At 73.8% G+C, this 12,164-nt stretch carries 10 protein-coding genes; 4 read left to right on the top strand and 6 right to left on the bottom strand.

Features of this window, described 5'->3' with window-relative positions; translation table 11 throughout:
• Positions 1 to 165: 165 nt before the first annotated feature.
• The 5 genes from ACTMTB_RS00235 to ACTMTB_RS00215 form a co-directional block, all read right to left on the bottom strand.
• Positions 166 to 3,759: an adenylate/guanylate cyclase domain-containing protein gene (locus ACTMTB_RS00235; RefSeq protein ID WP_441141945.1), complete on the bottom strand. Its 3,594-nt coding sequence runs from the start codon at positions 3,757 to 3,759 to the stop codon at positions 166 to 168.
• On the bottom strand, positions 3,756 to 4,589 hold the full coding sequence (locus ACTMTB_RS00230) for an MBL fold metallo-hydrolase (RefSeq protein WP_441141944.1): 834 nt from the start codon (positions 4,587 to 4,589) through the stop codon (positions 3,756 to 3,758). The genes ACTMTB_RS00235 and ACTMTB_RS00230 overlap by 4 nt, the downstream gene beginning before the upstream one ends.
• Positions 4,590 to 4,713: 124 nt before the next feature.
• Entirely contained in the window at positions 4,714 to 5,175 is a 462-nt protein-coding gene (locus tag ACTMTB_RS00225; protein ID WP_154941322.1) for a RidA family protein, read from the bottom strand.
• A gap of 5 nt (positions 5,176 to 5,180) precedes the next feature.
• Positions 5,181 to 5,336: a hypothetical protein gene (locus ACTMTB_RS00220; protein WP_088959894.1), complete on the bottom strand. Its 156-nt coding sequence runs from the start codon at positions 5,334 to 5,336 to the stop codon at positions 5,181 to 5,183.
• Between the two features lie 47 nt (positions 5,337 to 5,383).
• Positions 5,384 to 5,848 (bottom strand): hypothetical protein, encoded by a 465-nt coding sequence (locus ACTMTB_RS00215; RefSeq protein ID WP_441141941.1) that lies wholly within the window; start codon positions 5,846 to 5,848, stop codon positions 5,384 to 5,386.
• A gap of 324 nt (positions 5,849 to 6,172) precedes the next feature.
• Here ACTMTB_RS00215 and ACTMTB_RS00210 point away from each other — a divergent pair, with 324 nt between their 5' ends.
• Genes ACTMTB_RS00210 through ACTMTB_RS00200 form a run of 3 tightly spaced genes read left to right on the top strand, consistent with a single transcriptional unit; the run spans position 6,173 to position 8,961 of the window.
• Positions 6,173 to 6,754, top strand: coding sequence for an Rv0361 family membrane protein (locus ACTMTB_RS00210; RefSeq protein WP_441141939.1), 582 nt, complete (start codon positions 6,173 to 6,175; stop codon positions 6,752 to 6,754).
• Between the two features lie 26 nt (positions 6,755 to 6,780).
• Complete coding sequence (locus ACTMTB_RS00205) at positions 6,781 to 7,755, top strand: ArsA-related P-loop ATPase (RefSeq protein WP_334570925.1); 975 nt, start codon at positions 6,781 to 6,783, stop codon at positions 7,753 to 7,755.
• 54 nt (positions 7,756 to 7,809) lie between these two features.
• Positions 7,810 to 8,961 (top strand): ArsA family ATPase, encoded by a 1,152-nt coding sequence (locus ACTMTB_RS00200; protein ID WP_441141936.1) that lies wholly within the window; start codon positions 7,810 to 7,812, stop codon positions 8,959 to 8,961.
• A 6-nt stretch (positions 8,962 to 8,967) separates the two neighbouring features.
• Here ACTMTB_RS00200 and ACTMTB_RS00195 read toward each other — a convergent pair whose 3' ends face one another.
• A complete protein-coding gene (locus tag ACTMTB_RS00195; RefSeq protein ID WP_088959889.1) occupies positions 8,968 to 9,288 on the bottom strand; it encodes a WhiB family transcriptional regulator in 321 nt (106 codons plus the stop codon).
• A 404-nt stretch (positions 9,289 to 9,692) separates the two neighbouring features.
• Here ACTMTB_RS00195 and ACTMTB_RS00190 point away from each other — a divergent pair, with 404 nt between their 5' ends.
• On the top strand, positions 9,693 to 12,134 hold the full coding sequence (locus ACTMTB_RS00190) for a penicillin-binding protein (protein ID WP_441141934.1): 2,442 nt from the start codon (positions 9,693 to 9,695) through the stop codon (positions 12,132 to 12,134).
• Positions 12,135 to 12,164: the final 30 nt, after the last annotated feature.

The following is a 12,164-nucleotide window of genomic DNA, read 5'->3' as shown; positions in this document are numbered from 1 at the left end:
ACACGCTAACCGCCCCCACCGACGCGCACATCCCCGAAACCGCCAGACCTCCCTCCCGCAGCACCCCCACCCCCGCCGTCGCCGCTTGCTGAGAAAGAGTGGCTATTCCGGCGTGGACAGCCACTCCTTCTCTGAAAGTGCGGGCCATAGGGGGCCTGGGGTGGGTCAGGCTCCGGGGGTGAGGCGGGCGCGGAGGGCGTCGGCGGCGGCGCGTTCGCTGCGCTGCTCGGTCGCGTACGCCAGGCGGACCGCCTCCTCGGCGCAGGCCAGCGCCTCGACGGGCCGGCCGCAGGCGGCCAGCGCCTCGGCCAGCACCCTCGCCCCGATCACCTGGCTGCGCACGTCCTCGGCGGGGGCGGCCACGGCCCGGCGGGCCCAGTCCAGCGCCTGCTCCCGCTGACCGTGGGCGAGCAGGGCGGAGGCGTACCGGGCCATCGTCTGGCGGCGGGAGAAGAGCAGCGTCGGGGCGTTCGCGGCGGTGGTGGCCACCGGGGCGAGCAGCCCGACCGCGGTGGCCGAGTCGCCGGCGGCGAGCCGGGCGGTCGCCAGCAGCACCCGGGGCGCGACCTGGGCCGGCGCCTGCGGGTTGTGCGGTTCGACGGCCGTCAGCACCGCCCGGGCGTCCCGCTCGGCGGTCTCGCAGTCGCCCATGTCCAGCGCGACGAAGCCGCGCAGCGTGCCGGCCATCCCGGTGAGCAGCGGGTGCGAGGTGCGCTCGCCGTACGCGAGGGCGTCGGTGAGCAGGTCGGCGGCGTGCTCCGGCTCGCCCAGGCCACGCGCCACCACACCCCGCACCACCAGGGCGAAACCGCGCCCCCAGTCGTCGGAGACCTCGGCGAAGTCCCGGTACGCCCGGCGGGCCGACCGGTCCGCCTCGGCGATCTCGCCCAGCTCGGCGCCGGCGAACGCCTCGACCGCGCGCAACGTGCCGACCGCCCACGCCTCGCCGACCCGCTCGCCGAAGGGCAGGAAGACGTTCGCCAGCCGGCACGCCTCGTTCAGCCGGCCGGCGAGCAGCCGGGCGAACGCGGTGGTGCCGCGCAGCCAGGCCCGCCCGTACGGGTCCTTCAGCTCGGCGAAGAGCCGGGCGGCCCGGCCGAGCACCGCGTCGGTGCCGGCGAAGTCGCCCCGGGTGGTGGTCACCCAGGCCAGGTTCTGCAACGACCAGGCCTGCCCCCGCCGGTCCTGCGCGGCGAGGCTGACCTGGTACGACGCGGCGAGGCGGCTGCTGGCCTGGCCGAGCCGGCCGGCGACGAAGTCGGCCATCCCGAGCCGGCGCATCGCCGAGGCGCGCAGCGTCGGCAGCCCGCCGGCGCTGGCCACCTGCAGCGCCTCCTGCCAGCAGGTCACCGCCCGGGCCTGGTCGCCGAGGGTCTGGTGGGCCTGCCCGGCGAGCAGGAGCGCGCTCGTCCGGGTGGCCGCGTCGTCGCCGGCGTTGGCCGCGATCTTCTCGGCGAAGGCGAGCGCGTCGGCGGGGCGGCCCACCTGGAGCAGGGCCCGGGCGTGCACCACCCGGTCGGCGGCGGGCACCCCGTCGCGGGCCAGCTCGGCGGCGCGTTCGGCGTACTCGACGGCCAGGGCCGGCTCGCCGGCGTGCATCGACCGGCGGACGGCCCGGCCCAGCGCGGCCACGCCCAGCGGGGTGACCGTACGGGCCGGCGCGTCCGGCCGGAGCTTGACCGCGTCGGCGAGCACGGCGGCCCGCTCGACGTGCTCGGCGACGAAGTCGTCCCGGGCCGGGTCGGTGAAGCCGCCCGGCGGCGTGACCGGGCTGTCCGGCACCGGGGCAGCCCACCGGGCCAGCGCGGCGTGCCGCTCGGCCAGCTCGGCCTTGCTCACCCCGGCGTACGCGGCCTCCCGCATGAGCGGGGTGGCGAAGGCGTACCCGGTGCGGGTGCGGTGCAGCATGCGGCGTTGCAGCAGCTCCTCGACGGCCCGCTCCAGCTCGACCGCGGCCACCGCGGCGGGCCGGCCGTCCCGCCCGACGCGCAGTTCGCGGAGCGCCTCCAGGGTGCCGGTCGGCACGGTGTCGCCGACCACGGCGGCGTCCCGCAGCACCGAGCGGGCGTCCGCCGGCAGCGCGTCGATGCGGGCGGCGAGCACGGCGGCCAGGTCGCGGGAGAGCAGCCGGCTGCCCAGCGAGCCGGGCGCCAGCCGCCAGCCGCCGGAGTTGCCGGCGCCCCGCTCGGCGACCGCGGTGAGCGCGCCCCGCTCCATCAGCAGGGTGACCAGCTCGGCCAGGTAGAACGGGTTGCCCTGGGCGGTGGCGAGGAGCCGGTCCGCGTCGGCCTGCGGCAGCCGGCCGCCGCCGAGGTAGGTGGTGAGCAGCCGGGCGGCGTCGGCGCCGCGCAGCGGGGGCAGCGCGTGCACCTCGGCGTCGGCGACCCGGGTCAGCGCCCCCGCCGTGCGCACCAGCTCCGGCCGGCCGAGCAGCAGCACCAGCGCCGGGCCGGCGAGCCGGGACAGCGTCAGCCCGAGCGCGCTGATCGTCTCGGCGGTGGCGTCGTGCAGGTCGTCCACGACGATCACCAGCGGCGCCTCGGTGGCCAGGGCGCTGAGCAGGCCGGCGACCGCGTTCGGCACGGCCTCGGCGTCGGCGGGCGCGCCGCCGGCGGTCCACTCCCCGTTGTCGGTGGCGCTGCCGTGCCCGCCGGGCAGCTCGGCGTACCCGAGCAGGGCCAGCAGTTGGTCGGTGGCGAGCGGGGTGCCGCCCTGCCGGCCGAGCCGGTGGCCGAGCCGGCGCAGCCGCTCCTCCACGGCCGGGCGGGTGAGCGCGGTGGACGTGTCGTTGGGCAGGCCGACCGCGGCCCGGACCAGGTCGGCCAGCGGGGCGAGCCGGCGCCGCTCGCCGAAGGCGGCGCAGCGGACGGAGAGCACCCGGGCGCCGGTGTGCGCGGCGTACCGGCCGGCGCCGACGTCGTAGCCGGCGGCGAGGCGTTCCACCTCGGCGGCGAAGCGGGACTTGCCGATCCCCGCCTCGGCGGTCATCAGCAGCACCCGGGGCTCGCCCCGGTCGATCACCTCGGCGAGCCGGCCGGCGACCCGGCCGATCTCGGTCTCCCGGCCCACGAACGGCGCCTCGTCGCCGAGGCCCGAGCGGGTGCCCGGGGCGTCCAGGAGCCCCAGCAGCTCGTACGCCTCGACCGGCTCACGCTTGCCCTTGAGCCGCAGCGGACGCAGCGCCCGCCAGGAGGCGACGTGCCGGGTGGCGGCGGAGGTGCGTGCGCCGCCGTAGACCGCGCCGACGGCGGCGGCGTCGGCGAGCCGGGCGGCGGTGTTCACCGTGTCGCCGATGACGGTGTACTCGATCGCCGCCTGGATGCCGGCGATCACGTCGCCGGTGTTCAGGCCGACCCGCAGGCCGAGCGGCGCGCCGCCGCCCCGCTCGTCGTCGAGCACCCGGCGGACCGCCCGCTGCATGGACAGCGCGGCGCGGACCGCCCGTTCGGCGTCGTCCTCGTGCGCGACCGGCGCGCCGAAGACCGCCATGATGCCGTCGCCGGTGAGCTTGTCGACGTGGCCGCCGAAGGTCTTGACCGCTCCGGCGAGCGCGGCGAGCACCCGGTCGGTGACCGCGCCGACCCGTTCCGGGTCCAGGTCCTCCGACCAGGAGGTGAAGTCGGACAGGTCGCCGAAGAGCACGGTGACGACCCGCCGCTCGGCGGCGGGCAGGGTCGCGGCGGCCGGCAGCGCGGCGCCGCAGTTGTGGCAGAAGCGGGCGCCGGGCACGGCCACGGTGCCGCACACGGGGCAGGTCACGGCTGCTCCAACTCCGTGACCCCGGTGCCGGATTCCCGGGGGGCGACCCCCAGGTACTCAAGTTGGGCCCGGACCGACCATTCGGCGGCCCACCAGAGCGACCGGTCGACGTCGGCGTAGACCCGGGCGACCACCTCGGGCGCGGTGGTCGCGCCCGCCTCGACCGCCGCGCGGACCTGGTCGAGCCGGGCCCGCCGGTGGGCCAGGTAGAACTCCGCCGCGGCGCCGCAGTCGGCCAGTGCCGGGCCGTGCCCGGGCAGCGCCGGGATCCCCCGGTACGCGGAGAGCAGTTCGAGGCTGGCGAGGTAGTCGCCGAGGTGTCCGTCGGGGTGGGCGACCACGGTGGTGCCCCGGCCGAGGATGGTGTCGCCGGTGAGCACGACCCGCTCGTCGCCGTGCTCGGCGAGGAAGCAGACCGAGTCGGCGGTGTGCCCGGGGGTCGGCACCAGGCGGACGGTGAAGCCGGCGGCCTCCACCGGGGCGTCCGGGGTCAGCGGCGCGGCGCCGATGGTGTGCGCCGGGTCGGCGGCCCGCACGGCGGCCCCGTCGAGCAGGTCGGCGAGGCGGGCGGAGCCCTCGGTGTGGTCGGGGTGCCCGTGGGTGATCAGCACCGAGCCGATCGGCCCGTGCGCGGCGATCCGGCCCAGGTGGCCCTCGTCGGCCGGTCCGGGGTCGACCACCACGGCGGGCGCGCCCGGGGCGGCGCGCAGCACCCAGGTGTTCGTCCCGTCCAGCGTCATCGGCCCGGGGTTGGGCGCCCGCAACAGGGTCACCCAGCCGGGCAGCCCGTCCGCGAGCGCGGCCACCGGCCCCGTCACATGCCCGCCCATGGCTGCGATCGTACGACCCCGCCCGCCACTCCCCGCGATCTTGCAGCTTCGACCGATGGTTTGTGGCCGTTCGCGGCTTTCCGCGGCCACGGATCCGCAGGATCGCGGGGAGAGTGCGGTGCGGTCAGGCGACCTCGACGATGACCTCGACCTCGACCGGGGCGTCGAGCGGCAGCTCGGCGACGCCGACGGCGGAGCGGGCGTGCCGGCCGGCCTCGCCGAAGACCGCGCCGAAGAGGTCCGAGGCACCGTTGATCACGCCGGGCTGGCCGGTGAACCCGGACGCGCTCGCGACGAAGCCGGTCAGCTTCACGATCTTGACGACGTTCTCCAGGCCGACCAGGGCGTCGACCGCCGCGAGGGCGTTCAGCGCGCACCGCTCGGCGAGGTCCTTGGCCTGCTCGGCGGAGACGCCGGCGCCGACCTTGCCGGTGGCGAGCAGCTTGCCCTCGGCGATCGGCAGCTGGCCGGAGACGTAGACGTGCTGGCCGGACTGCACCGCCGGCACGTAACTGGCCACCGGCGGCACGACCTCGGGCAGGGCCAGCCCGAGTTCCGCCAGCTTGGCGTGAGGCCCGTTGCTCATGCCCGTCAGCCCTTCGGACGCTTCAGGTAGGCGACCAGCTGGTCCGGGTTCGGGCCGGGGACCACGGCGACCAACTCCCAGCCGTCCTCGCCCCAGTTGTCGAGGATCTGCTTGGTCGCGTGGACCAGCAGCGGGACCGTGGCGTATTCCCACTTCTGCATCGGTGGAAGGCTCCCTTGCCTGGCGTGGACTGGTTTCCAGGCACAGCCTACGGTTTGGGCGTGGGCCGGGGCGCGGGACGCTGCTCGGGGGTGGTCGGCACCTCGCCGCACGGGCCCTCGTGGTCGTACGGCTGGGGGCAGCGGGACTTGTCGGGCAGCAGCAGGTCGCAGAAGACGCGGTGCCGGTTGTTCTGGTCGTCGGCGGTCGAGACGGTGGTGTCCCCGGCGTCCAGCTCGGGCAGGAAGCCCAGCGAGACCGCCACCGTGCCGGCCAGCGCGGTGGCCGCCGACAGGTCGGCGACCCGGATCGGCAGGTGGATGACGTAGCCGGGCTCGTCCTCGTCCCGCCCGCCCGTGCGGTTGGGGATGCGCAGCACCTCGTTCGGCTCCGCGCACCGGCGGTACGACCGCTCGTTGATCGGGAGACCGTCCGCGTCCCCCCGGTCGGTGAGCCGGCCCGCCCGGTCGCCGGGCGGGAACTGGGCTCGAGCGATATTGTCCGCGTCGCGCATGTACTGCCTCCGGGCCTCAAACCATGAACTGACCGCCGTCCGGACCGGGCCCACCGCCCGACCCGCTCCCCGCCGGCACGAACGTAGGACCGCAGCCCGGCGGCCACAACGGGACGCGCATGGTCGATCACCTGAAGTCACATATGCGACACATGCCTCGTCCAGAACGTGACGACGCGGGCCGACGGCTCGTGAACGGTGCACAACGGAAGGACCCATCGACCGCTACCCTTCTGCCTCGGACGGGCGAGCGACGTCGCCCGCCGCGCCCGAACCCTCTTCCACGCCCAGCGGCGGCGAGGATGCCCATCCCCGGGGGACCAGATGACCCAACCGCCGAACGACGGAGCGACCGGATCGCCGGCCACCCCAGCGCCGGGCGACACCACCCCCGACGAGCCCGGGCCGGGCGCCATCCCGGCGTCCCCGCCCGCCTACCCCGCGTACCAGGCGCCGGTGGCCCGGCGCCGGCGCGGCCTGCTCATCGCCTCGCTCGTGCTGGCCGGCGCTCTGCTGCTCTGCGGCGGGGGCGGGACGGCCGCCTTCCTGGCCCTGCGGAACACCGAGGACGGCGAGGGCGCCAAGGAGCCGGCGGTCGCGGTGGACAACTTCCTCACCGCCGTCTACCGGGACCAGGACGCCAAGAAGGCGGCCGACCACGTCTGCTCGGACGCCCGCGACCAGGAGAAGCTCGACGCCAAGGTGGCCGAGGTGCGCAGGTACACGGCCGGCTACGCCAACCCGCGCTTCCGCTGGGCCAGCCCGAAGGTGGACAACCAGACCGGGGACCGGGCCACCGTCACCACCAAGGTCACCATGACCACCGCCGACGAGAAGGTCGCCGAGCAGGCGCTGCGCTTCACCGTCGTACGGAAGACGGGTTGGTGGGTCTGCGAGGTGGCCTGACGCCGCCGGGTGGATAGGCTCGACGGGTGCGAGCAGCAGAGCGGCCGGCCGACCCGGCCTATGGATGGCCGGCCCGCCTGCACGTGGTCACCGGCAAGGGCGGCACCGGCAAGACCAGCGTCGCGGCGGCCCTGGCGCTGGCCCTGGCCGAGGGCGGCCGGCGCACCCTGCTGGTCGAGGTCGAGGGGCGGCAGGGCATCGCCCAACTCTTCGGCACCGACCCGCTGCCGTACGAGGAGCGGCACCTCACCGACGCCCCGGGTGGCGGCGAGGTACGGGCCCTGGCGGTGGACGCCGAGGAGGCCCTGCTGGAGTACCTCGACATGTTCTACAAGCTCGGGGCGGCCGGCCGGGCGCTGCGCAAGCTCGGCGCCATCGACTTCGCCACCACCATCGCGCCGGGGCTGCGGGACGTGCTGCTCACCGGCAAGGTGAAGGAGGCGACCACCCGCACCACCGGCCAGCGCCGGGCGTACGACGCGGTGGTGCTGGACGCGCCGCCGACCGGGCGGATCGGCCGCTTCCTCAACGTCACCGCGGAGACCGCCCGGCTGGCCAAGGTCGGCCCGATCAAGACCCAGAGCGAGGGGGTCGCCGCGCTGCTGCGCTCCCCGATGACCGCGGTGCACGTGGTCACGCTGCTGGAGGAGATGCCGGTCCAGGAGACGGTCGACGCGATCGCCGAGCTGACCCAGCTGGGCTTCCCGGTGGGGCGGGTGATCGTCAACGGCGCCCGGCCGCCGGTGCCGGCCGGGCGTGAGGTCACCCAGGCCGAGCTGAAGCGGGGGCTGCTCGCCGCCGGGCTGCCGGCCGACCGGGCCACCGTGGCCGGGCTGGCCGGCGAGGCACGGGACCAGCAGATCCGGCGCGAGCTGGAGGACTCCCTCCGGACGGACCTGGTGGAGCTGGGGCTGCCCCTGACCGAGCTGCCGCTGCTCCCCGACGGGGTGGACCGGGCCGGGCTGGATCGGCTCGCCGAACTCCTCGGCCGGGCCGATTGACTCACACCTGACCTCGGCACGGGCGCACGGACCCCACCGGCCCGATACGCTCGATTGGTGCCTTCCGAAGACGCGGCGCCACGGCTGGACGTCGACCAGATCCTCGCCGATCCCGGCGTGCGGATCGTCGTGTGCTGCGGCGCCGGCGGTGTGGGTAAGACGACCACGGCCGCCGCGCTCGCCCTGCGGGCGGCCGAGCGGCACGGCCGGCGGACGGTGGTGCTCACCATCGACCCGGCCCGCCGGCTGGCCCAGTCGCTCGGCCTGACCGAGCTGGACAACACACCCCGCCAGGTCAAGGGGCTCGACGTCGAGGCCAGCGGTGGCGAGCTGCACGCCATGATGCTGGACATGAAGCGCACCTTCGACGACGTGGTGCTCCAGCACACCGATCCGGCGAAGGCGGCGGAGATCTTCGCCAACCCCTTCTACCAGGCCATGAGCTCGACCTTCGCCGGCACGCAGGAGTACATGGCGATGGAGAAGCTGGGTCAGCTGCACGCCCGCGGCGAGTGGGACCTGATCGTGGTGGACACCCCGCCGTCCCGCTCCGCGCTGGACTTCCTGGACGCCCCGGCCCGGCTCTCCCGCTTCCTCGACGGGCGGATGCTGCGGCTGCTGCTGGCGCCGGCGCGCAGCGGGGGGCGGAGCATGTTCAGCCTCGTCACGGCCAGCTTCGGGATGTTCTCCAAGGTGGTGCAGAAGGTGCTCGGCGCGCAGCTGCTCACCGACCTCTCCGGCTTCGTCGCCGCGCTGGACTCGATGTTCGGCGGCTTCCGGCAGCGGGCGGAGCAGACGTACCGCATCCTGCAGGCCCGGGAGACGGCCTTCCTGCTGGTCGCGGCGCCGGAACCAGACGCGGTCCGGGAGGCGGCCTACTTCGCCGGGCGGCTGCGCGAGGAGCGGATGCCGCTGGCCGGCCTGGTGCTCAACCGGGTGCACCGGCCGGCGGTGCCCGACCTGGGCGCGGCCGAGAGCGTCGCCGCCGCGGGGCGGCTGGCGGAGCTGGGCGGGCACGGCGCGACCGTCGACGTGCTGCGGGCGCACGCCGCGCTGGCCCAGCAGGCGGTACGCGAACAGCAGGTGGCGACCCGGTTCACCGAGGAGTTCCCGACGGTGCCGGCCGTGTCGGTGACGGCGCAGCCCGCCGACGTGCACGACGTCGACGGGCTGCGGACGATCGGCGCGGCGATCAGCCGGCCGTGACCGGCGTCAGCCGGCGGCGGTGACCAGGACCTTGTCCTTGCCGGTCTTGTCCTTGGCGTTCTTCTTCATCGCGGCCTCGAACATCTTGCGCCAGCTCGTCACCTGCGGGTGCCGGCGCAGCAGCGCCCGGCGTTCGCGTTCGGTCATGCCACCCCACACCCCGAACTCGATCCGGTTGTCGAGCGCGTCGGCCAGGCACTCGTACCGAACTGGGCAGCTCCGGCAGATCCTCTTCGCCACGTTCTGTTCGGCGCCCTGTACGAACAACGCGTCCGGGTCCCCGTTCTGACACGCCGCCAGTGACGGCCAGTCAGTGATCATGCCCATGTGTACACGTCCCCCCTTGCAGTACCTACCGACCTCGTGCGACCAGCCGTGAATTTCCCCCCCGGTCGTCCGGCCCGTTCCTTCCCCAAGGAGGCACGGACGACGTGTGGCTGTCGCCGCCACCATCATGCTCTGTAGTCGCCTGATTACGCAACGTTGTCGGCGAAATCCATCATTACGGACACTCCCGGCTTACCGGGCCTTCGCCCGCCGCTTACCCGGCCCGGGTACGTGAAAACGCTGCGGACGCTCCACCGTTCGGTGGAGACTCGCGGCAGGTCACACGCAACCACGTACCGGGGGTCGTGCGTTTAGCACAACGAGGTCGGCGCGCGCAGGAAATGGGGAAAGAACGCCCCAGCGCCCCTCGTTCCCTACTCGCGTACCCTGTCGAGGTGACCTGGATGCGGAAACGTGACCACAATGTCTTCACCAACGCCGCATCGCTGCTTGTCTGTGGCCTGCTGGCCGGCGTGGTGGTCGCGGCGGCGGCCTTCCCCGCGGTGGCGATGTCCGGCTTGGCCGCGAAGGCCGGCGCCGAGACCTTCGGCGCGTTGCCGAAGGAACTGACCGTGGCCCGCGCGCCGCAGATCAGCTACCTGCTCGCCTCCGACGGCAAGACACCGCTGGCGACCATGTACGACGAGAACCGGCGGGACGTGAAGCTGGCCGACATCGCGCCGGTCATGCAGAAGGCGATCATCGCCGCCGAGGACCACGACTTCTACAAGCACAACGGCGTCGACCTCAACGGTGTCGCCCGTGCCTTCGTCAACAACCAGTCCGGCGCCAACTCCCAGCAGGGCGCGTCGACGCTGACGATGCAGTACGTCCGGCTGGCCATCGCCTACTCGGCGACCCACCCGGCCGACGTGGTCGCGGCGACCGAGGACACCAGCGCCCGCAAGCTGCGCGAGATGCGCTACGCGATCCAGATCGACAAGGAGTTCTCCAAGGACGAGATCCTGGAGCGCTACCTGAACATCGCCTCGTTCGGCAACGGCGCGTACGGCATCTACGCCGCCAGCCAGGTCTACTTCGGCAAGCCGCCGAGCAAGCTGAAGATCGAGGAAGCGGCGATGCTGGCCGGCATGGTCAAGGCGCCGACCACCAACGACCCGACCACCCGTAGCGGCCGCCCGCTCGCCCTCGACCGGCGCAACTACGTGATCGACAACATGGTCAAGATCGGCGCGATCAACCAGCAGGAGGCCGACGCCGCCAAGGCGGCCCCGATGGTGGTGAAGGACAAGCGCACCCCGAACGGCTGCGTCTCCACCAACGAGAAGGGCTGGGGCTTCTTCTGCGACTACTTCTACCGCTGGTGGCTGCAGCAGGAGACGTTCGGCTCGACCACGTACGACCGCGAGCGGCGGCTCAAGAGCGGCGGCTACACCGTCATCACCACCCTCGACGCGCAGGCGCAGCGGGGTGCGGACAAGGCGGTGCGCAAGGCGAAGAAGGAAGGCGCCAAGGAGGCCGCCATGGTCGCCGTGGTGGAGCCGGGCACCGGCCGGGTGCGGGCGCTCGCGGTGAACCGGTCCTTCAAGATCGACGACCCGAAGAACCCGAAGAACAAGATCTCCAGCGACCCGGCGAAGGCCAAGAAGAAGATCCGCGGTAACTACCCGAACACGGTCAACCCGCTGCTCACCGGTGGCCAGGGCATCACCGGCTACCAGGCGGGCTCCACCTTCAAGATCTTCACCATCGTGGCCGCCCTGGAGAAGGGCATCCCGCTCGGCTACACCATCAACGCGCAGCAGAAGTTCAAGTCGGAATACATCATCGACAGCAGCTCTCCGGCCGCCTGCCCGGGCACACACTTCTACTGCCCGACCAACTCGACCGGCAAGGCCGGCGGCGTGCTGAACATGTGGAGCGCCTTCTCCCAGTCGACCAACACCTACTTCGTCCCGCTCCAGCAGCAGGTCGGGGCGGAGAACGTGGTCGACGCGGCGAAGCGCCTCGGCATCCAGTTCCGGGCCGCCAACGACGCCAAGTTCGCCGGCACCAAGGACGCGGCGCACCAGTGGGGCGCGTTCACCCTGGGCGTCTCGCAGACCACCCCGCTGGAGCTGGCCAACGCGTACGCGACCCTCGCCGCGGACGGCAAGTTCTGCGAGCCGATCCCGGTGCAGGAGATCAAGGACCCGGAGGGCAACAAGCTCGACATCGCCAACCCGCGCTGCGAGAAGCGGGTCAGCACCGAGGTGGCCCGGGCCGCCGTGGACGCCGCCCGCTGCCCGGTCGGCGACAACTCCTCCACCAGCAAGTGCGGCGACAGCCGTACCGCCCGCCAGGTGAAGACGATCGTCAAGGCGCCGGTGGCCGGCAAGTCCGGCACCACCGACTCGGAGAAGACCGCCGCCCTGGTCGCGATGACCAAGCAGTACGCGGTGGCCGGCATCATGGCCGACCCGGACTGGCCGCAGACCAACGTCAAGATGAAGCACAACCAGCCCGACGGCATCAACCCGCCGGTCATCGAGACGCTCCGCGACGCGATGGAGGGCAAGGAACGGATCAACTTCGAGCCGCCCGGCAAGAAGATCTCCGAGGGCGACCAGCGGTCCATCCCGAGCGTCACCTGCCAGGACCTGGACGCCGCCAAGTCCCGGATCAACGGGGCCGGCTTCGAGGCGGTCGTCTCGGACGTCAAGGTCCCGTCGAGCTGCCCGGCCGGCAAGGCCGCCGGCACCAGCCCGGACGGCCGGACCATCAAGGGCGGCGTGGTCACCATCCAGGTGAGCAGCGGCGGCGGCACCCCGCCCGGGACGACCACCGGCCCCGGCGGCCCCGCCACCCCGCCGACTCCGGGCCGACCCCCTCGGCCCCGCGGCTGACCTCCGCACCAACGACGGGCGGGCACCCTT

It is taken from the genome of Micromonospora sp. L32 (assembly GCF_052068055.1).
Taxonomy (GTDB): Bacteria; Actinomycetota; Actinomycetes; order Mycobacteriales; family Micromonosporaceae; genus Micromonospora; species Micromonospora purpureochromogenes.
This window is presented reverse-complemented; position numbering and strand designations above follow the sequence as displayed.